Here is an 18,854-nt window from a genome sequence, read left to right on the forward strand (position 1 = left end):
CGGCGTCAGTGCTGCTTCATCACCAGCGTCAGAATGTCGTAGCTGGCCACCAGTTCTTCATGCTGGTTGGTCACCTGCACATCCCACGCCACCACACCCTGGCCGACGCCCTTGTCGTCGACGCGCTGGCGGTCGACCTTGCGCTTGCAGGTCAGGCGCGCGCGGATGGTGTCGCCGATCGCCACCGGCGCGATGAAGCGCAGGTTGTCGAGGCCATAATTGGCCAGCACGGGGCCCGGCGCTGGCGAGACAAACAGGCCGGCGGCCGCTGACAGCACAAAGTAACCGTGGGCGATGCGCTTGCCGAACTGGGTGTCCCTGGCGGCGATCTCGTCGAAGTGCATATAAAAATAGTCGCCCGAGACACCGCCAAAATTGACGATGTCCGCTTCCGACACGGTGCGGCGGTGGGTCAGCAGCGAGTCGCCCATCTGCAGTTCTTCGAAATACTTGCGGAACGGGTGGATCGGACTTTCCTGCACGGCCGCGCCGCGCACGTATTCGCCAGTGATGGCGGCGATCATGGTCGGTGAACCCTGCAGGGCGGCGCGCTGCAGGAAGTGGCGCACGGCGCGCACGCCGCCGAGTTCTTCGCCACCACCGGCGCGACCGGGGCCACCGTGTTTCAATTGTGGCAGCGGCGCGCCGTGGCCGGTCGAGTCGACCGCCGCTTCACGCTCGAGCACCAGCACGCGGCCGTGGAATGCCGCCAGTCCCGGCACTGCGCGGGCAGCGATGCGCGGGTCTTTGGTGCACAGAGTCGACACCAGGCTGCCCTTACCGCGCGCGGCCAGCTGCACCGCCTCATCGATATCGGTATAGGTCATCAGGGTGCTGACGGGGCCAAACGCTTCGACATCGTGGACGGCGTCGTTGTGCATGGCGTCGCGGCACAACAGCACCGCCGGTGCAAAAAATGCCCCGGCGGCCGCCTGCGCACCGAGCGGATCAAAACCGGCGGCGCCGTCGTACACCACTTCATTGCCGGCGGCCAGCAGGGCGAGGCGTTCGGCGACGTCGCGCTGCTGGTCGCGCGACGCCAGCGCGCCCATGCGCACGCCATCGATGGCAGGGTCGCCGATGACGATTTTTGACAACCGTTCGCGCAGCCGTTCGGCGACCGCGTCGACCAGCGCGGCCGGCACGATCACGCGGCGGATCGCCGTGCACTTCTGGCCTGCCTTGCCCGTCATTTCGCGCACCACTTCGCGCACGAACAGGTCGAACTCGGGGTCGTCCGGGGTGACGTCGGGGGCCAGGATGGCGCAGTTGAGCGAGTCCGCTTCGGCGGTGAACGGCACGGAATTGCGCAGCAAATTCGGATTGGCGCGCAATTTGAGGGCGGTGTCGGCCGAACCGGTGAACGTGACGACATCGTCGCCGCGCAGGCGGTCGAGCAGGTCGCCGGTGCTGCCAATGACCAGTTGCAGGGCGCCCGGCGGCAGCAGCTTCGATTCGTCCATCATGCGCACCAGCGCTTCGGTCAGATAGCTGGTGGCGCTGGCCGGCTTGCCGATGCATGGCATGGCAGCGAGGTAGCTGGGTGCGAATTTTTCCAGCAAACCCCAGATGGGAAAATTAAAGGCGTTGATGTGCACGGCGACACCGCCGCGCGGCACCAGGATGTGGGTACCGGCAAAGCCGCCGCGTTTGCCCAGCGCGATGGCGGGACCTTCATGCAGTACATTCGACGACGGCAGTTCGCGGCTGCCCATGCTGGCAAAGGCGAACAGGGTACCGATGCCGCCCTCGATGTCGACCCAGCTGTCGGCGCGGGTGGCGCCGGTGTGGTGCGAGATGGCGTACAGCGCTTCCTTGCGCTCCATCAGGTAGACGGCGAGCGCCTTCAGGCTGGCCGCGCGGGTCTGGAAATCCATCGCCATCAGGGCCGGCACCGCCGTCTTGCGGGCGTACACGATGGCTTCGTCGAAGTCGATTGTTTCGGCGTGGGTATGGTAAATCAGCTGGCCGCTAATGGCGCTGCGCAGTTCGGCGCTGGCTTGGCTGCCGATCCAGCGGCCGCCGATCAGGCTTTGCAGGGTTGTTACCTGGGTCATGGTGGTGTCCTTTATTTCTCTTTAAATGTGATCTTTGGTCTGGTGCAGGTGGGGACCGAAAGCGATGCGCTGGCGGTCCGGTTCGACCTCGTCGAGCGAATCGACTGCGCGCATGGTTTGCAGCGAGCGCACCGTCAAATCCTGGTACTGGGTGGTGCCGAAGCGCTTCCAGGCGATTTCCTTGTCGTTTAATTCGCGCACCACTCTGGCCGGTGAGCCCATCACCAGCGAACGCGGGGGGATCACCATGCCGGCCTTGATAAAACTGTTGGCGGCGATGATGGCGTCTTCGCCCACCACCGCCTGGTCCATCACCACGCTGTTCATGCCGACCATGGCGTTGCGCTTGACACGGCAGCCGTGCAGGATGGCGCCGTGGCCGATGTGGCCATCGACTTCGACCACCGTATCGTCAGCGGGAAACCCGTGCATCACGCAGCAATCCTGCAGGTTGGCGCCCTCTTCCAAAATCAGGCGGCCGAAGTCGCCGCGCATCGACGCCAGCGGGCCGACGTAGCAGCGTGGACCGACAATGACGTCGCCGATCAGTACCGCGCTGGGATGGACGTAGGCGCTCGGGTGCACCACCGGAGTGACACCGTTGATGGAATAGACTTTGACCATGGCTTCTTTTTAATCGCTTTACATGCCGAGATAGGCCGACTGCACCTGTTCATTGTGCAGCAGCTCGGGGCCGGGACCGGACAGCACGATGGCGCCCGTTTCGATGACGTAGCCGACATCGGCGATGGCCAGCGCCGCGTGGGCGTTTTGCTCGACCAGCAAAATGGTGATGCCCTGCTCAACCAGGCTTTCGACGATGCGGAAAATTTCGCGGATCAACAACGGCGCCAGGCCCATGCTCGGTTCATCGAGCAGCAGCAGCTTGGGGTGCCCCATCAGCGCGCGCGCCATCGCCAGCATCTGCTGCTGGCCACCGGAGAGCATGCCGGCAGTAAGGGCGCGCTTTTCTTTTAATACCGGGAACAGGCCATAGACCCGTTCGAGGTCGGCCGCCAGCTCGCCGGTCGGGCGGGTATAAGCGCCCAGCCGCAGATTGTCTTCGATACTCATGGGGCCAAATACCTGGCGCCCTTCCGGCACCTGGCAGATACCGGCGCGCACGCGGCGGTCGGCACCGAGGCGGGTGATGTCTGCGCCAGCAAAGCGGATGGTGCCGCCGCTGACCGGCTGCACGCCGGAGATGGCGCGCAGCAGCGTGGTCTTGCCGGCGCCATTGGCGCCCACCAGCGCCACCAGCTGGCCCTGGCGTACTTCCATGTCGATCGCGTGCAGCGCCTGGATGGGGCCGTAATGGCTGGCCAGCGCACCAATCTCGAGGACCGGCGCCGCGCCTGAAAAATCTCGCATGCTTTCGTCTCCTACAATTAAACGGTGGTGCCGAGGTAGGCAGCAATGACGGCGGGGTTGGCGCGGACTTCGGCGGCCGTGCCTTCGGCCAGCGTCTTGCCATAGTCGAGCACCAGGATATGGTCGGACAGGTTCATCACCAGCTTCATGTCGTGTTCGACCAGCAGCACGGTGATGCCCGATTGCGCCACCTTGCGGATCAGCTCTTCAATTTCGGCTGTCTCCGTGTGGTTCAGTCCTGCGGCCGGTTCGTCGAGCAGCAGCAGTGACGGTGTCGCTGCCAGTGCGCGCGCAATTTCCAGCCGTTTCAAGGCGCCATACGGCATCTGGCTCGCTTCGGCATCGAGGTATTTGCCGACGCCGACAAAGGCCATCAGCTCGGCCGCCTGCTGGCGGCAGGCGGCATCCGCGCGCCGCACCGACGGCAGCGACAGCATCGAAGCGAACAGGTTATGGTTCAGCCCCAGGTGCGCCCCCACCATGACGTTGTCGATGGCGCGCATATTCATGCACACCTGCAGATTCTGGAAGGTGCGCGACAGGCCGCGCCGCGCCAGCGCATCCGGCGCCATGCCGGCGACATTCTCGCCATTGAAGGTGATGGTCCCCGAGGTCGGCGCATAGATACCGCTGACGAGATTGAACAGCGTCGTCTTGCCGGCGCCATTCGGCCCGATCACCGAGTGAATGGCGCCCTCGCGCACCGTAAAACTGACGTCCTGCACGGCGTGCACGCCGCCGAAGCGCTTGCTTAAGTGGTCGATGTTGAGCATCATGGCTTGCCTGTCCTGGCGCGAGTACGCGACTTCAGGCGCAGCGCAATGCTGGGCACCAGCCCGCGCGGCAAAAAGATCATCGTCACCATCAGGATCACGCCAAACACCACCACTTCCCAGCCCTCGAACGCTTGCAGCAGCTGCGGCAGGATGGTCAACAGGGCGGCGCCGATGATGGAACCGAACACCGACGCCATGCCGCCCACCACCACCATCGTCACCAGCTCGATCGAGTGGAAAAAACCGGCCATGCCGGGGGTGATGAAGCCGATGTAGTGGGCGCTGAACGAGCCGGCGATACTGGCGACGACTGCCGACAGCACGAACACGCGCACCTTGAAGCGGGTGGTGTCGACACCGGCCACGCGGGCGGCGATTTCCGAGCCGTGAATGGCTTGTAGTGCGCGCCCGACCGGCGAATCGATGAGGTTCAACGCCAGCCAGGTCATCAACAGCAGCAGCACGGCGGCCAGCGCATACCAGTGCGTTTCGCCGCTGAGCGTCGCCCCGAACAGTGACAGCGCCGGTACCGCCATGCCATCGGGGCCGCCGGTCCACTGCTGCTCGTTGTTGATGACGATGGCGATGATGATGCCCAGACCCAGCGTGGCCATGGCCAGCGTGTGCCCTTTCAATTTAAGGATGGGCCGCGCCAGCGCCCATGCCAGCAGCGCGGTGGCGCCGGCGCCGGCGGCCAGCGCCAGCAGCGGTGGCCAGTCGAAGTGGGTGGTCAGGGCCGCCGATGAATAGGCGCCCAGGCCATAAAAGCCGGCGTGCCCCAGGCTGATCTGCCCGGTATAGCCCATCAGCAGATTCAGGGCGATCACCACCACCGCATTGAAGGCGATGCGGATGGCGACGTCGACATAGAAGGCGTTCGGCAGCAGCAGCGGCAGCACGGCCAGCACGACGGCGAGGATCAGCAAGCCGCCGTGGCGGGACTGCAGCAGTTTCAGGGCCGCCTTCATACACGCTCCGCCAGTTTGGCGCCGAACAGGCCGCGCGGCATGAAAAACAGGATCAGCAAGATCAGCACGAACGGCACCGCATCCTTGTACGACGACGAGATATAGCCGGCCGTCATGGCCTCGGCAATACCCAGTATCAGGCCACCAGCAACGGCGCCAACGCCGCCGCCGAGGCCACCGAGCACTGCCGCCACAAAGCCTTTGAGACCGAGCATGATGCCGGCATCGTAGGCGGTGTAGGTGATGGGAGCGACCAGGATGCCGCCAAACGCCCCCAGCAGGGCCGCCAGGCCGAACGAGGCCAGCAGCACGCGGCGCGTGTTGATGCCCACCAGTTGCGCGGCCAGCTTGTTGTGCGAGGTGGCCAGCATGGCTTTGCCCAACAGGGTGCGGCCAAAGAACCACGCCAGCGCGCCGACGATCACCAGCGTGACCCCCAGCACCCACAGGCTTTGCGGTAGCAGGGTGGCGCCAAACAGCACGATCGGCGTGTCGCCGGAAAACGGCGCCAGCGTGTGGGTGCCCTTGCCCAGCCAGATTTGCACCAGCCCGCGGATGGTGAGCGAGGCGCCGATGGTAATGATGATCAGGGTGACTACCTGGGCGTTGTGGGCCGGTTCGATCACCAGCTTTTCCATCAACAGGCCGATCGCCCCGGTGACGACGACGGCGATGATGATCGCCAGCGGCAGCGGCACGCCGGCGCCAGCGAGCAGCGAGGCGAGCATCCCCCCCAGCATGATGAACTCACCCTGGGCAAAGTTGATGACACCGCTGGTGTTATAGATGATGGTAAAACCCAGCGCCGCCAGAGCGTACGCCGAGCCCACCGTCAGTCCCGAAAACAGGAACTGGAGGAATTGAGCAAGCATGTGAGACCTTGTGAACGGGGAGCGGGCTTATTTCAACTGGACCCATTCACCGTTTTTCACCTCAACCATGCGGAAGGCCGACAGGTCCAGGCCCATGTGATTGGCCGGGGTCATGTTGAAAACGCCGGTGGCACCGACAAAACCCTTGGTGTTCTCGAGCGCCGCGCGCACTTTTTCGCGATCAGTGCCGCCGGCGCGCTTGATGGCGTCGACCGACAGATTCAGGGCGTCGAGCGCATAACCGCCGAAGGTGGACGGGTCCATCTTGTACTTGTCCTTGTACTGCTTGTCGTAGCTGGTGACGATGGCTTTCTGGACGTCGGCCGCCGGCAGCGCACTGGCGATCAACAGCGCCGGCGTCGGCAGGCGCACCCCTTCAGCCGCCTTGCCTGACAATTTCAGGTACTCGTCGGAGGCGACGCCATGCGACTGATACATCGGCAGCGCGCTCATGCCCAGCTGGCCGTAGTTCTTGGTGACCACCGCAGGCCCCTGCCCCAGACCGAACACGAACACCGCCTGCACGCCCGCCACGCTCTTGATGCGGGTGAGCTGGGCGGTGATGTCGGTGTCTTTCGGGCCGTAGGTTTCGTCAGCCGCCAGGGTGATGCCGTATTTTGCCGCCACGGCCTGGGTTTCCTTGCGTCCCGAAGCGCCAAAGCCGCTGGTCTCCGACAGCAGGCCCACCTTGCTGATGCCGCGCTTTTTCATGTCCTCGAACACCTTTTCGGCCGCCATGCGGTCGGTGTGCGGCGTTTTAAAGACCCATTTCTTGACGGGATCGATCACCACCACGGCGCCGGCCAGCGAGATAAATGGCAGGCTGGCCTTCTCGACCAGCGGCGCCATCGCCATGGTGGCGCCGGTGGTGGTGCCGCCAATGAGGACGTCGACCTTGTCGGACTCGATCAGGCGCTTGGTAAAACTGTTGGCCTTGGCGGCATCGCTGCCGTCATCGTAGTGCACCAGTTCGAGTTTGCGGCCCAATACACCCCCCTCGGCATTGATCTTGTCGACGTACATCTGCAGCGTTTTCAGTTCCGGGTCGCCCAGAAAAGCGGCGGGACCGGAGACCGACAGCACCGAGCCAATCTTGATGGGATCGGCGGCCAGTGCCACGGTGGCGGCCAGCGCCAGGGCTGCGAACAGCACGGATTGTTTGAACGTCGTCTTGATCATGTGGGGTCTCCTTGGGTGCTCGTTATAAGTGCTTGTTATGGGTGCTTGTTATGGATTTTTTTAGTACTTCAAACCCGCTCGACGATCAGGGCGATGCCCTGGCCGACGCCGATGCACATCGTGCACAGGGCGTAGCGGCCGCCCGTGCGGTGCAGCTGGTTCACTGCCGTCATCACCAGCCGCGCACCGGACGCGCCGAGCGGATGGCCGATGGCGATGGCGCCACCGTTGGCATTGACGCGGGCGTCGTCGTCGGCCAGTCCCAGATCGCGCGTCACCGCCAGTCCCTGCGCAGCAAACGCTTCATTGAGTTCGATGACATCCATCTGGTCCATCGTCAAGCCGGTTTGCGCCAGCAGTTTTTTGGTGGCCGGTGACGGCCCGAAACCCATGATGCGCGGCGCCAGGCCGGCGGTGGCCATGCCGACGATGCGCGCGCGCCGCGTCAGCTGGTATTTGTCGGCAGCGGCGGCCGAAGCGATCAGGATGGCGCAGGCGCCGTCGTTGACACCGGAAGCATTGCCGGCGGTGACGGAGCCGTCAGCGCTGACCACGCCCTTCAGCCTGGCCAGCTGCTCGATGGTGGTGTCGGGACGCGGATGCTCGTCGGTGTCGAAGATGCGCGGCTCGCCCTTTTTTTGCGGGATGGCGACCGCAATGATCTCGTCTTTAAAAAAGCCGGCGGCATGGGCGGCGGCCCAGCGCTGCTGGCTGCGGATGGCAAATGCATCCTGGTCGGCGCGGCTGACGTTGAACTGTTGGGCGACGTTTTCCGCCGTCTCCGGCATCGAGTCGATGCCATATCTCGCTTTCATCGCCGGGTTGACGAAGCGCCAGCCGATGGTGGTGTCTTCGATTTTCGCCGCGCGCGAAAAGGCGCTGTCGGCTTTGGCCATGACGAAAGGCGCGCGCGTCATGCTCTCGACGCCACCGGCGATGATCAGCTGCGCTTCACCGGCCTTGATGGCGCGCGCGGCGATGCCGACGGCGTCCAGGCTCGAGCCGCACAGGCGGTTGATGGTGCTGCCGGGGACTTCGACCGGCAGGCCGGCGAGCAGGCCGGCCATGTGGGCGACGTTGCGGTTGTCTTCGCCGGCCTGGTTGGCGCAGCCGTAATAGACGTCGTCGACCGCGGTCCAGTCGACGCCCGGGTTACGGGCGATCAGGGCAGCAATCGGCAGCGCCGCCAGGTCGTCGGCGCGCACGCTCGACAGGGCGCCACCGAAACGGCCAAACGGCGTGCGCACGGCGTCGACAATATAAGCTTCATTCAATGCGGTCATGGGGGCTTTCCTTATGCTTTGGGACGATGGTCGATGACACGGCGGGCCTTGCCCGTCATGGTGCGCTCGATGCCGTCGACTTTAAAAATGGTGACGCGGGTGGTGATGCCGACAAAGGTCTTGATCTGGTATTCGAGATCGCGCGTGAGGGCGCTGATGGCGTCAAGCGTGAGCGAGCCGTCGCGCAGCTCGCCGTGCACGTCGAGCTTGTCGAGGTGACCGTCGCGGCTGACCACCAGTTGATAATGGGGCGCCAGCGCCGGCATCCGCAGGATGATTTCTTCGATCTGGGTGGGGAACACATTGACGCCGCGGATGATCAGCATATCGTCCGAGCGGCCGGTGATCTTGCCCATGCGGCGCATCGAGCGCGAGGTGGGCGGCAGCAGACGCGTCAAATCGCGCGTGCGGTAGCGGATGATGGGCAGCGCTTCCTTGGTCAGCGAGGTAAATACCAGTTCGCCCTCTTCACCATCGGCCACCACTTCGCCAGTCTCCGGATTGATCACTTCGGGATAAAAGTGGTCTTCCCAGATTACCGGGCCGTCTTTCGATTCGATGCATTCGCTGGCCACGCCAGGGCCCATCACTTCGGACAGGCCATAGATATCGACCGCATCGATGCCGGCGCGCGCTTCGATTTCGCCGCGCATGGCGTCGGTCCACGGCTCGGCGCCAAAAATACCGACCTTGAGCGAGGAGTCAGCCGCATCCATGCCCTGGCGCTGGAATTCCTCGATGATGTTGAGCATGTACGACGGCGTGACCATGATGATCTCGGGCTTGAAGTCGCAGATCAGCTGGACCTGCTTTTCGGTCTGGCCGCCCGACATCGGGATGACGGTGCAGCCCAGGCGCTCGGCGCCGTAGTGGGCGCCGAGGCCGCCGGTGAACAGGCCGTAGCCGTAGGCGATGTGCACCATGTCGCCAGCGCGGCCGCCGGCGGCGCGGATCGAGCGCGCCACCACGCCGGCCCAGGTATCGATATCGTTCTGGGTGTAGCCGACCACGGTGGCCTTGCCGGTGGTGCCGGACGAGGCATGCACGCGCACCACTTTTTCGCGTGGCACGGCAAACAGGCCAAACGGATAATTGTCGCGCAACGTCTTCTTATCCGTGAACGGAAATTTGGCCAGGTCGGCCAGGGTTTTCAGGTCGGACGGGTGGACCCCGGCGGCGTCGAACGCCTGGCGGTAATGCGGCACGTTGTCGTAGGCGTGCTTGAGCGTGGTCTGCATGCGCGCTAACTGCAAGGCTTGCAGCTCGTCGCGGCTGGCCCGCTCGATCGGTTCCAGGTCGCCTGGGGATGGGGTACGTTGAACCATGATGTCTCCTGTTTTTAACTTGAATGGCGTGGGCTCAGGCATCCGCGCTGGCGACGACGCCGGCGACACGGTGCGATTTGCCGCGAAACAGGGCGATGATGCGACCGTCCTGGTTGCGCACGGTGATGTCGTAGACGCCGGTCTTACCGGCCACCACCTGCTCGACACCCTCGGCGAACAGCACGTCGCCGAGGCGGCCAGGGGCAACGTAATCGATGCTGCAGCCGGCACCGACGGTTACCAGGTTGTACGAGTTACAGGCAAAGGCGAAGGCACTGTCGGCCAGCAGAAAAATATAGCCGCCGTGGCAGCTCTGGTGGCCGTTGAGCATAGCGGGGCGCACCGTCATGCTCATGCGCGCGTAACCGGGGCGGATCTCGACCAGCGCAATACCCAGGCTGCGGGTGGCCGGGTCGCGTTCGTACATGGTGCGCCCGGCCAGTTCGGCCAGGGCCTGAGCTTGAACTTCAGCGGCATCCTGCAAAGGCTCAGTCATGAAACCGTCCAGCAGCGCCACTGGCGGCGGCCAGCTTGCGGCGCAGCAGTGGCGCCACGCGGTAGCGGTCTTCGCCATAGCTGGCGGCCAGATTGGCCAACACGGTGACTACCTGGGCGACGCCGATGGCATCGGTCCAGGCCAGCGGACCGCGCGGATAATTGACCCCTTTTTGCATGGCGATGTCGACGGCAGCGGCGCTGCACACGCCGGTGTTGACGGCGTCGGCTGCTTCATTGGCCAGCATCGCCACGATGCGCATGACCACCATGCCGGCAACGTCGTCGATGCGCGAGACGGCAAAGCCGGCCGCCTGCATCAGGCCGACCACGGCATCATAGGCGGCGTCGCTGCACTGGTCGGCGCGGGCGAGGCAGATGCGGCCAGCCTTGGCGTAATCGAGCGCGAGGTCAAACAGCACGGTGTCTGGATGGTGATTGGCGCTGGCGCGCTCGGTGGCGGTGCGGCCATCGGTCAGAAAGACGGCGGCGCCGTGGCAGTGAAAGGCCGGTGCTTCGTGGGCGGCGGCGCCCGGCAGCGGTTTGCGGTGCTCGACCTGGAAATCGGCGGCGCGCAGGCGCGCTTCCATCTGGGCGACAACAACATGCACCACGCCCGCTTCGCTGCTGACGCTGACGGTGGTGGGACGCGGCTGTGGCGCTTCGGTGTGCGCTGCCGGCACGCTGGCGCCGTCGCCATAACGATAAAAGCCGCGCCCCGACTTGCGGCCCAAAAAGCCGGCGTTGACCATCTCTTGCTGCAGCACGGACGGGGTGAACCGGGGGTCGCCAAAATACGCCTGGTGTACCGACTGGGTCACCGAAAAATTGACGTCGTGGCCGATCAAATCCATCAGCTCGAACGGCCCCATTCGAAAGCCACCGGCCTCGCGCATGATGGCGTCGATCGTGGCGGCATCGACCGCCTGCTCCGACAGCAGGCGCAGCGCCTCGGCATAAAACGGCCGCGCCACCCGGTTGACGATGAAGCCGGGGGTCGATTTGGCATGCACCGGGCTCTTGCCCCACGCCAGCGCGGTGGCGTAGACAGTATCGGCCACCGCCGGCCCGGTGGCCAGGCCGCTGATTACCTCGACCAGCGCCATTAACGGCACCGGATTAAAGAAGTGCATGCCGACCAGGCGCTCGGGGCGGCGCAGGGTGGCGCCGATGGCGGTGACGGAAATCGACGAGGTGTTGGTGGCGAGGATGCAGTCGTCACCGACAAGCGCTTCGAGGTCGGCAAACAGGGTGCGCTTGACGGCGAGGTTTTCGACGATCGCCTCGACCACCAGTGCGCAGGCAGCGCCGTCAGCCAGGCTGGCGGCGACGCCCAGGCGCGCGCCGGCGGCGGCGGCGGCGGCGGCCGTCATGCGGCCCTTGTCGACCAGCTTTGCATACACCTTGACGATGTCGGCGATGGCGCGGGCGGCGGCGCCCTCGCGGGTATCGAACAGCAGCACGGGGTGACCGGCGCTGGCAGCGGTTTGCGCAATGCCGGCGCCCATGGCGCCAGCGCCGATGACAGCGACCAGGCTCTGTGCTGGCAGCCCTGCATGGATGGTATCGGTCATCTCATTCTCCCTTAAAATTGGGCGCGCGCTTGGCCATGAAAGCGGCGACGCCTTCCTGATAATCGTGACTAAAACCCAGTTCGCGCATCATCTCGCCCTCCAGTTTGAGTTGCTGTGGCAGGGTGTTGGCGTAGCTGACCTGGAAGGCTTTCTTGGTAAAAGCGAGACCGCGGGTGGCGGCTTTGGCAAAGTGGGCGGCCAGCGCCAGCGCCTCGGGCATCAACTGGTCGTCATCGACGCACTTCCAGATCAAGCCCCACTGCTCGGCCTTTTCGGCGCCCAGTTTTTCACCCAGCATGGCCAGTCCGGTGGCGCGCGCCAGTCCGATCAGGCGCGGCAGGTGATAAGTGCCGCCCGTATCGGGGATCAGGCCGAGGCGGCAAAACGCTTCGACGAAACTGGCCGAGCGGGCAGCGATGACGATATCGCAGGCCAGCGCCAGATTGGCGCCGGCGCCAGCGGCGACGCCGTTGACGGCGCAGATCACCGGCATCGGCAGCGCGCGCAGCGACAGCACCAGCGGCGCGTAATACTGCTCGACGGAGTCGCCAAGGTCGGTGCGCGCGCCTTCTTCACCGGGGGCGACGGCGCGGTCGCCGAGGTCCTGGCCGGCGCAAAAGCCGCGCCCGGCGCCGGTCAGCAGCAGCACGCGGGCGCTGGGATCGGTGGCGGTGAGCGCCAGCGCGTGGCGCACTTCGAGATGCATGGCCTGGGTGAAGCTGTTGAGCTTATCGGGGCGGTTGAGCGTCAGCCTGGCGATGCCATCGGTGATCTCGAACTGGATGTGTTGGTATGCCATGCGGTCTCCGTATGTCTGTATTTTTATTTTTTTAATTAAAGCGTGTTACTCGGCCTGGTCAAAATCGATCACCACCCTGTCAGTGATGGGAAAGCTCTGGCACGACAGGACGAAGCCGCGCGCCACTTCGTAGTCTTCCAGTGCATAGTTGACGTCCATGTCGACCTTGCCCTCGACCAGTTTGCAGCGGCAGGTCGAGCACACGCCCCCCTTGCAAGAGTAGCGCATATCGATGCCGGCGCGCAGGCCGGCGTCGAGGATTGATTCCTTGTCCTTGTCCATGCTAAAACTGCTGTGGTTGCCGTCCATGATGACGGTGACCTCGGTCTCGTGCGGCACCTCGGCGGTGGCAGCGCGCGGTGTTCTTTCGTGCTTGGGGATGCTGGCGGCGAACAGCTCGGCCTTGATATGTTGCTTGGGCATACCCGCTTCCTGCAGGGCTGCCGAGACGCCCACCATCATGTCTTCCGGACCGCAAATAAAAGCGACATCGATGTCTTCCACGCGCACCCAGTGACGCAGCAGCGCTGCCGTCTTTTCCTTGGTGATGCGGCCGTTGAACAGGTCGATGTCCTGCTGCTCGCGGCTCATCACGTAGGCCAGCCGCAGGCGCTCCATGAAGCGGTCTTTCAGGTCGGTCAGCTCTTCCTTGAAGATGACGGTCGACGAGGCGCGGTTACCGTAGAACAGGGTGAAGTGCGAATGCGGTTCGGTCAGCAGCGTGGTCTTGATGATCGACAGGATCGGCGTGATGCCGCTGCCGGCGGCAAAGGCGACGTAATTGCGCGCGTTCCCGGGCGACAGGGCGACGTTGAAGTGGCCCATCGGCGGCATCACGTCGAGGATGGCGCCGGCCTTGAGGGTGTCGTTGGCCCAGGTCGAAAAGGCGCCGCCGGGGGTGCGCTTGATCGCCACCCGCAACTGCGCATCCTGTACCGCCGAGCAGATCGAGTAGGAGCGACGCACGTCCTCGCCATCGATCATGGCGCGCAAAGTCAGGTGCTGGCCCTGTTGCCAGGCGAAGGGCGCTTTCAGTTCGGCTGGCAGGTCGAAGGTGACGGCAATGGTGTCGCGCGTTTCGTTGCGCACGGCGGCCACGGTCAGGGGATAGAATTTGCTCATAGTGATCGTTGGGCCGCAGCCCTCAGTGACATTTGAAATAATCAAAAGGTTCGAGGCAGTCCAGGCACTTGTAGAGCGCTTTGCACGGGGTCGAACCGAATTGGCTGGTGAGCGTCGTATGGCTGGCGCCGCAGTTGGGGCAGACCACCGTCAGCGGCGCTTGCGCCCCGCGCCTGATGCCCCCTTTGATGCCCAAGCCGCTGATATCGATCACCTGCTGCGCCGGCGGGGCGATGCCATAGCCGGTCAGCTTGGCGCGGCCGGCCTCGCTCATCGAGTCAGTGGTCCAGGCGGGTGACAGCTGGCTGACCAGTCGCACCTGTTCGATGCCGTGTGCACGCAGCGCTTCGCCGATACTCTCGGCGATCACCTGCATGGCCGGGCAACCCGAATAAGTGGGGGTGATGGTGACGACGCACTGGCCGTCCTGCCAGGCGACGGCGCGGACGATGCCCAGGTCGACCACGGAAATGACGGGGATTTCCGGATCGGGCACCTGGCCGAGCCACTCCCAGATCTGCTCGATGGTAGGAGAGGACGTGGGCAAGGACGCGGCCGCCATGCCAGTTACCACTCGGCGCCGGGGTAGGCGCGCTGGAGGAACTGCATCTCGGCGAGGATGAAGCCGAGGTGCTCACTGTGTACGCCCTGTTTGCCACCGCCGTGCATCCAGCCGTCGACGGCCGGCATGGTGAGGGTCGCTTCGGCGAATATCTCCGCCACGTGTTCGACAAATTCGGCGCGCAGCGGACCGGCAGCCGGTGCCACGCCGGCATCGACCATGGCCAGGTCGATGGCGTCGTAATTGAACATCTCGCCCCAGTAGGGCCACAGACGGGTCGCCGCGGCGCTGGTCTTGGCGTGGCTGTCGGCGGTGCCGTCGCCCAGGCGGACGATCAGGTCGCCGCTACGGCGCAGGTGATAGGTCACTTCCTTGATCGACTTGGCGGCGATTTCGACCACGCGGGGGTCGCTCGACTGCAGCAAGGCCTGCATATAAAAATAGTGCCAGGTATCGAACAGGAACTGGCGCACCATGGTGTCGGCGTAGTTACCGTTTGGTTGTTCGACCAGCAGGCAGCAGCGCATCTCGCTGGCGTCGCGCAAAAAGGCGAGGTCGTCTTCGCTGCGCGCGCGCCCTTCGAGTTCGGCGGCGTAGCCATACCACATGCGGGTCTGGCCCAGCAGGTCGAGGGCGACGTTGGTGAGCGCCATGTCTTCTTCCAGCGCCGGACCCTTGCCGCACAATTGCGACAACTGCTGCGAGAGGATCAGGGCGTTGTCGCCCTGGCGCAGCAGGTAGTCGATCTTGTAATCGGTGTTGCTCTGGTCGAGAGCGTCGGCAATAGCGGCAGTCATGACGGCGCTCACAGGTTTTTCACTTCTTCCGGCATCGGAAAGAAGGTGGGGTGGCGATAGACCTTGGAGTTGGCCGGCTCGAACAGCGCGCCCTTGTCGTCCGGGCTGCTGGCGACGATATCGACCGCGCGCACCACCCAGATCGACACCCCTTCGTTGCGCCGCGTGTAGACGTCGCGGGCATTATTGACGGCCATTTCGGCGTCCGGCGCATGCAGGCTGCCGACGTGCTTGTGGGCCAGGCCGTGCTGGCTGCGGATAAAAACTTCCCACAGGGGCCATTCTTTGCTCATGTTCTTGCTCCGGTATCGATCAGGGATGAATAGCTCAGGCGGCGATGCGCGCAGCCTTTTTGTCGGCATGCGCCACCAGGGCGTCGCGGAACCAGGCGCCTTCTTCCCAGGCTGTCACGCGCGTTTGCAGGCGCTCGCGGTTGCACGGGCCATTGCCCTTGAGGACGTTGTAAAACTCGCTCCAGTCGATCGCGCCAAATTCGTAGTGACCAGTCGCTTCATTGAATTTGAGGTCGGGATCGGGCACCGTCAGGCCGAGAAACTCTGCCTGCGGCACGGTTTGATCGACCATGCGCTGGCGCAGCTCGTCGTTGGAAAACAGCTTGATGCGCCACTGCGCCGACTGCGCGCTGTTGACCGATTCGGCATCCGACGGTCCGAACATCATCAAGGCCGGCCACCACCAGCGATTGAGGGCGTCCTGCGCCATCGCTTTTTGCGCCGGCGTGCCGTTGGCCAGGCTGAGCATGATGTCGTAGCCCTGGCGCGCATGGAAGGATTCTTCCTTGCACACGCGCACCATGGCGCGCGCATACGGGCCGTAGGAACAGCGGCACAGGGGGATCTGGTTGATGATGGCCGAACCGTCGACCAGCCAGCCGATGGCGCCCATGTCGGCCCACGACAGGGTCGGGTAATTAAAAATGCTGGAATACTTGGCTTTGCCCGCGTGCAGGGCGGCCAGCAGTTCGTCGCGCGAGACGCCCAGCGTTTCGGCGGCGCTGTAGAGGTACAGGCCGTGACCGGCTTCGTCCTGTATCTTGGCCAGCAAGATCGACTTGCGCTTCAAGGTAGGGGCGCGCGTCACCCAGTTGCCTTCAGGCAGCTGGCCGACGATTTCCGAGTGCGCATGTTGCGAAATCTGGCGGATCAGGGTCTTGCGGTAAGCGTCCGGCATCCAGTCTTTCGCTTCGATCTTGATGCCGTCGTCGATTTTTTGCTGGAAGGCGCGCTCTTGCGCGGTCATGTCGGCGGCCGTCTGTACCGTTTTGAGGCCTGTTTCTACCAGTTGTGCGTACATGGTGATTTCCCTTGCATGGTGTGTGAGACGATAATACGATACAAAAAACGATAAGTACACAGCAAATGTGAATCAAATAGAATTTGTGTATCTTGTTGTATCGCCGTCATGAAAATTCATGCTGCGCCCATCGAGGACTAAAGTAAACTGCGCGCACCCGCCCCACCACCCCCACCACCGACAAAGAGCTATGACACCAACGAGCAGCAGCGCATGGATCGCCCACTTCCTCGCCAGCGAGCCGCCGCGCTCGAAGTCGCTGGTGGTGACGATCTTTGGCGACAGCGTGGCGCCGCACGGCGGCACCATGTGGCTGGGCAGCCTGATCGAGCTGGCGGCGCCGTTCGGCGTCAATGACCGCCTGCTGCGCACCAGCGTGTTCCGGCTGGCGCAGGAAGGCTGGCTGGTGGCCAGCCGCGACCGCCGCCGCAGTTCGTACGCCATCCTGCCGCAGGCGCTGGCGCGCTTCGAGCGGGCCAACCGGCGCATCTACGCGCCGCTGGAAATCCGCTGGGATGGCACCTGGACCTTGGTGATGGCGGCCAGCGGCGCCTTGAGCGCGCCAATGCGGGCGGCCCTGCGCAAAGAACTGGTGTGGGAAGGGTATGCGCAGCTGGCACCCGGCGTGTTCGGCCACCCGGCCAGCGACAGCGCCGCCCTCGACGAGCTGCTGGGCCGCTGCGGCGCGCGCCACCAGGTCTTCGTCTGCAGCGCCTCGGCGCTGCCGCAGGTGGCGTCGCGCTCGCTGCCCGAGCTGGTTGCCGAAGGCTGGGACCTGTCCGATGTCAGCGCCGCTTACGAGCAGTTCATCGCCCAGTTTGCGCCGCTGCTGGCTCTACTGGCGCCACATGCGCTGCAGGCCGACAGCGCCGGTGGCCCCCTCACAGCCGAACAAGCCTTCGTCATCCGCACCCTGCTGATCCACGCCTACCGCCGCGTGCAACTGCACGACCCCATGCTGCCGGTTGAGCTGCTGCCCGACCCGTGGCCCGGTGCGCGCGCCTACGAACTGGCGCGCAGCCTGTATTGCGCCGTGCAGGCGAGCGCCGAACAGCACGTGATGGCGGTGATGCGGCGCGAAGACGCGCAGGCGCCGCAGGCTGATGGGGCGTTCTATCAGCGCTTCGGTGGGCTGGCCTGATTACCGGGGCGGCGCGCACTTCCTATATCATCCCCGTTTCGCTTCATTGCACCTTCCACGAGGACTTACCATGTCTATCAAGATCAGCAGCGGCTTCGACGCCGGCGCCATCGACGTCGTTCGCGCCACCAGCGCCAACGCCATCGACCTGAACATCCGCAAAGATTCGCACGCCGATATCACCCAGTGGTTTTATTTTCGCCTGCAAGGCGCGCGCGACGAAGCGTGCACCATTCGCTTTCTGAACGCTGGCAACAGCGCCTACCCGGACGGCTGGATCGATTACCAGGCGGTGGCCAGCTACGACCGCGTCGACTGGTTCCGCGTGCCCACCACCTATGACGGCGAGGTCATGACGGTCACCCACACGCCTGAATTCGACAGCGTCTATTACGCTTATTTCGAGCCATATTCGTGGGAACGCCACCTCGAACTGCTCGACCGCGCGCAGCTGTCGGAGCAGGTGCGCCTGCTCGACCTCGGTTCGACCGTCGAAGGACGCGACATGAACCTCTTGGTGATCGGCGACGAGGGTGCGCCGAGCGCCAAAAAAGTGTGGGTGATCGCGCGCCAGCACCCGGGCGAGACGATGGCCGAATGGGCCGTCGATGGCATGCTCGACGCCCTGCTCGACCCGAGCGACCCGATCGGCCGCCAGCTGCTCAAGGAAGCGGTGTTTTATGTGGTGCCCAACATGAATCCGGACGGCTCGGTGCGCGGCAACCTGCGCACCAACGCTGCCGGCGCCAACCTCAATCGCGAGTGGCACACGCCAACCATGGCACGCAGCCCCGAAGTTTTCCTCGTCAAGCAAAAGATGCTCGAGACGGGCTGCGACCTGTGCCTCGACGTCCACGGCGACGAAGGTTTGCCATATGTGTTCGTGGCCGGTTCGGAAGCGCTGCCCGCGTTTACCGCTGCCCAGGCGGACGCGCAGCGCCAGTTCAGCGACGACTTTAAAATCGCCAGTCCCGATTTTCAGGATGTCCACGGCTACCCCGCCGCGCCTTACACCGATGAAGTGCTGACCATGGGTTCACCCCATATCACCCACGCCTTCGGCTGCCTGTCGCTCACGCTCGAGCTGCCGTTCAAGGACAATGCCAACGATCCCGATGAACTGACCGGCTGGAGCGGCGAGCGGAGCGCGCGCCTCGGTGCCGCCATGCTGCAACCGGTGCTGCAAGCGGTGCGCCGACTCAAGCAGCAGGGCTGATCG

19 protein-coding genes are annotated in these 18,854 nt (G+C 64.4%); 2 read left to right on the forward strand and 17 right to left on the reverse strand.

The genetic code is table 11. The annotated features are described in order from the left end of the window. Positions 1-5 precede the first annotated feature (5 nt). The 17 genes from paaZ to paaA all read right to left on the reverse strand — a co-directional run bounded on the left by paaZ (position 6) and on the right by paaA (position 16,494). Positions 6-2,057, reverse strand: a complete 2,052-nt coding sequence (paaZ, locus tag ACP7BZ_RS16525) for a phenylacetic acid degradation bifunctional protein PaaZ (RefSeq protein ID WP_426115076.1) — start codon at positions 2,055-2,057, stop codon at positions 6-8. Positions 2,058-2,078: 21 nt separating this feature from the next. Next, entirely contained in the window at positions 2,079-2,681 is a 603-nt protein-coding gene (locus ACP7BZ_RS16530; protein WP_426115078.1) for a phenylacetic acid degradation protein PaaY, read from the reverse strand. Positions 2,682-2,699: 18 nt separating this feature from the next. Continuing rightward, positions 2,700-3,428, reverse strand: a complete 729-nt coding sequence (locus ACP7BZ_RS16535) for an ABC transporter ATP-binding protein (RefSeq protein ID WP_426115080.1) — start codon at positions 3,426-3,428, stop codon at positions 2,700-2,702. A 17-nt stretch (positions 3,429-3,445) separates the two neighbouring features. Next, positions 3,446-4,201: an ABC transporter ATP-binding protein gene (locus ACP7BZ_RS16540; RefSeq protein WP_426115296.1), complete on the reverse strand. Its 756-nt coding sequence runs from the start codon at positions 4,199-4,201 to the stop codon at positions 3,446-3,448. After that, positions 4,201-5,172, reverse strand: a complete 972-nt coding sequence (locus ACP7BZ_RS16545; protein WP_426115082.1) for a branched-chain amino acid ABC transporter permease — start codon at positions 5,170-5,172, stop codon at positions 4,201-4,203. The genes ACP7BZ_RS16540 and ACP7BZ_RS16545 overlap by 1 nt, the downstream gene beginning before the upstream one ends. Continuing rightward, the gene (locus ACP7BZ_RS16550; RefSeq protein ID WP_426115084.1) at positions 5,169-6,044 is read right to left on the reverse strand and encodes a branched-chain amino acid ABC transporter permease; all 876 of its coding nucleotides are present in this window, start codon (positions 6,042-6,044) and stop codon (positions 5,169-5,171) included. The genes ACP7BZ_RS16545 and ACP7BZ_RS16550 overlap by 4 nt, the downstream gene beginning before the upstream one ends. Positions 6,045-6,071: 27 nt before the next feature. After that, positions 6,072-7,223 (reverse strand): ABC transporter substrate-binding protein, encoded by a 1,152-nt coding sequence (locus tag ACP7BZ_RS16555; protein ID WP_426115086.1) that lies wholly within the window; start codon positions 7,221-7,223, stop codon positions 6,072-6,074. Positions 7,224-7,291: 68 nt separating this feature from the next. Then, the gene (gene pcaF / locus ACP7BZ_RS16560) at positions 7,292-8,506 is read right to left on the reverse strand and encodes a 3-oxoadipyl-CoA thiolase (RefSeq protein WP_426115088.1); all 1,215 of its coding nucleotides are present in this window, start codon (positions 8,504-8,506) and stop codon (positions 7,292-7,294) included. An 11-nt stretch (positions 8,507-8,517) separates the two neighbouring features. Continuing rightward, positions 8,518-9,831: a phenylacetate--CoA ligase PaaK gene (gene paaK / locus ACP7BZ_RS16565; protein ID WP_426115090.1), complete on the reverse strand. Its 1,314-nt coding sequence runs from the start codon at positions 9,829-9,831 to the stop codon at positions 8,518-8,520. 34 nt (positions 9,832-9,865) lie between these two features. After that, complete coding sequence (gene paaI, locus ACP7BZ_RS16570; protein WP_426115092.1) at positions 9,866-10,327, reverse strand: hydroxyphenylacetyl-CoA thioesterase PaaI; 462 nt, start codon at positions 10,325-10,327, stop codon at positions 9,866-9,868. Continuing rightward, positions 10,320-11,900 carry a 3-hydroxyacyl-CoA dehydrogenase gene (locus tag ACP7BZ_RS16575; RefSeq protein WP_426115094.1) on the reverse strand — a complete coding sequence of 527 codons (1,581 nt, stop codon included), beginning with the start codon at positions 11,898-11,900 and terminating at the stop codon, positions 10,320-10,322. Before ACP7BZ_RS16575 ends, paaI begins: the two co-directional genes overlap by 8 nt. Before the next feature lies 1 nt (position 11,901). Next, the gene (paaG, locus tag ACP7BZ_RS16580) at positions 11,902-12,699 is read right to left on the reverse strand and encodes a 2-(1,2-epoxy-1,2-dihydrophenyl)acetyl-CoA isomerase PaaG (RefSeq protein ID WP_426115096.1); all 798 of its coding nucleotides are present in this window, start codon (positions 12,697-12,699) and stop codon (positions 11,902-11,904) included. A 45-nt stretch (positions 12,700-12,744) separates the two neighbouring features. Then, a complete protein-coding gene (gene paaE, locus ACP7BZ_RS16585; protein ID WP_426115098.1) occupies positions 12,745-13,821 on the reverse strand; it encodes a 1,2-phenylacetyl-CoA epoxidase subunit PaaE in 1,077 nt (358 codons plus the stop codon). 22 nt (positions 13,822-13,843) lie between these two features. After that, positions 13,844-14,383, reverse strand: a complete 540-nt coding sequence (paaD, locus tag ACP7BZ_RS16590; protein WP_426115100.1) for a 1,2-phenylacetyl-CoA epoxidase subunit PaaD — start codon at positions 14,381-14,383, stop codon at positions 13,844-13,846. A 5-nt stretch (positions 14,384-14,388) separates the two neighbouring features. Next, positions 14,389-15,180 carry a 1,2-phenylacetyl-CoA epoxidase subunit PaaC gene (gene paaC / locus ACP7BZ_RS16595; RefSeq protein ID WP_426115102.1) on the reverse strand — a complete coding sequence of 264 codons (792 nt, stop codon included), beginning with the start codon at positions 15,178-15,180 and terminating at the stop codon, positions 14,389-14,391. Positions 15,181-15,188: 8 nt separating this feature from the next. After that, positions 15,189-15,473 carry a 1,2-phenylacetyl-CoA epoxidase subunit PaaB gene (gene paaB / locus ACP7BZ_RS16600; RefSeq protein WP_426115104.1) on the reverse strand — a complete coding sequence of 95 codons (285 nt, stop codon included), beginning with the start codon at positions 15,471-15,473 and terminating at the stop codon, positions 15,189-15,191. Positions 15,474-15,507: 34 nt separating this feature from the next. Further along, positions 15,508-16,494 carry a 1,2-phenylacetyl-CoA epoxidase subunit PaaA gene (paaA, locus tag ACP7BZ_RS16605; RefSeq protein WP_426115106.1) on the reverse strand — a complete coding sequence of 329 codons (987 nt, stop codon included), beginning with the start codon at positions 16,492-16,494 and terminating at the stop codon, positions 15,508-15,510. 190 nt (positions 16,495-16,684) lie between these two features. On the opposite strand from paaA, the gene paaX reads away from it, so the two are divergent. Then, a complete protein-coding gene (gene paaX, locus ACP7BZ_RS16610) occupies positions 16,685-17,635 on the forward strand; it encodes a phenylacetic acid degradation operon negative regulatory protein PaaX (protein ID WP_426115108.1) in 951 nt (316 codons plus the stop codon). Positions 17,636-17,705: 70 nt separating this feature from the next. Then, positions 17,706-18,851 (forward strand): M14 family metallopeptidase, encoded by a 1,146-nt coding sequence (locus ACP7BZ_RS16615; RefSeq protein WP_426115110.1) that lies wholly within the window; start codon positions 17,706-17,708, stop codon positions 18,849-18,851. The last annotated feature ends 3 nt before the right edge of the window (positions 18,852-18,854 follow it).

It is taken from the genome of Massilia sp. PWRC2 (assembly GCF_049896725.1).
GTDB lineage: Bacteria > Pseudomonadota > Gammaproteobacteria > Burkholderiales > Burkholderiaceae_D > JAFCUW01.

What these genes read in the sequence shown, in the direction of transcription:
- paaZ (WP_426115076.1), bottom strand. Translation starts at nt 2,057, where the DNA reads ATGACCCAGGTAACAACCCTGCAAAGCCTGATCGGCGGCCGCTGGATC.
- ACP7BZ_RS16530 (WP_426115078.1), bottom strand. Translation starts at nt 2,681, where the DNA reads ATGGTCAAAGTCTATTCCATCAACGGTGTCACTCCGGTGGTGCACCCG.
- ACP7BZ_RS16535 (WP_426115080.1), bottom strand. Translation starts at nt 3,428, where the DNA reads ATGCGAGATTTTTCAGGCGCGGCGCCGGTCCTCGAGATTGGTGCGCTG.
- ACP7BZ_RS16540 (WP_426115296.1), bottom strand. Translation starts at nt 4,201, where the DNA reads ATGCTCAACATCGACCACTTAAGCAAGCGCTTCGGCGGCGTGCACGCC.
- ACP7BZ_RS16545 (WP_426115082.1), bottom strand. Translation starts at nt 5,172, where the DNA reads ATGAAGGCGGCCCTGAAACTGCTGCAGTCCCGCCACGGCGGCTTGCTG.
- ACP7BZ_RS16550 (WP_426115084.1), bottom strand. Translation starts at nt 6,044, where the DNA reads ATGCTTGCTCAATTCCTCCAGTTCCTGTTTTCGGGACTGACGGTGGGC.
- ACP7BZ_RS16555 (WP_426115086.1), bottom strand. Translation starts at nt 7,223, where the DNA reads ATGATCAAGACGACGTTCAAACAATCCGTGCTGTTCGCAGCCCTGGCG.
- pcaF (WP_426115088.1), bottom strand. Translation starts at nt 8,506, where the DNA reads ATGACCGCATTGAATGAAGCTTATATTGTCGACGCCGTGCGCACGCCG.
- paaK (WP_426115090.1), bottom strand. Translation starts at nt 9,831, where the DNA reads ATGGTTCAACGTACCCCATCCCCAGGCGACCTGGAACCGATCGAGCGG.
- paaI (WP_426115092.1), bottom strand. Translation starts at nt 10,327, where the DNA reads ATGACTGAGCCTTTGCAGGATGCCGCTGAAGTTCAAGCTCAGGCCCTG.
- ACP7BZ_RS16575 (WP_426115094.1), bottom strand. Translation starts at nt 11,900, where the DNA reads ATGACCGATACCATCCATGCAGGGCTGCCAGCACAGAGCCTGGTCGCT.
- paaG (WP_426115096.1), bottom strand. Translation starts at nt 12,699, where the DNA reads ATGGCATACCAACACATCCAGTTCGAGATCACCGATGGCATCGCCAGG.
- paaE (WP_426115098.1), bottom strand. Translation starts at nt 13,821, where the DNA reads ATGAGCAAATTCTATCCCCTGACCGTGGCCGCCGTGCGCAACGAAACG.
- paaD (WP_426115100.1), bottom strand. Translation starts at nt 14,383, where the DNA reads ATGGCGGCCGCGTCCTTGCCCACGTCCTCTCCTACCATCGAGCAGATC.
- paaC (WP_426115102.1), bottom strand. Translation starts at nt 15,180, where the DNA reads ATGACTGCCGCTATTGCCGACGCTCTCGACCAGAGCAACACCGATTAC.
- paaB (WP_426115104.1), bottom strand. Translation starts at nt 15,473, where the DNA reads ATGAGCAAAGAATGGCCCCTGTGGGAAGTTTTTATCCGCAGCCAGCAC.
- paaA (WP_426115106.1), bottom strand. Translation starts at nt 16,494, where the DNA reads ATGTACGCACAACTGGTAGAAACAGGCCTCAAAACGGTACAGACGGCC.
- paaX (WP_426115108.1), top strand. Translation starts at nt 16,685, where the DNA reads ATGACACCAACGAGCAGCAGCGCATGGATCGCCCACTTCCTCGCCAGC.
- ACP7BZ_RS16615 (WP_426115110.1), top strand. Translation starts at nt 17,706, where the DNA reads ATGTCTATCAAGATCAGCAGCGGCTTCGACGCCGGCGCCATCGACGTC.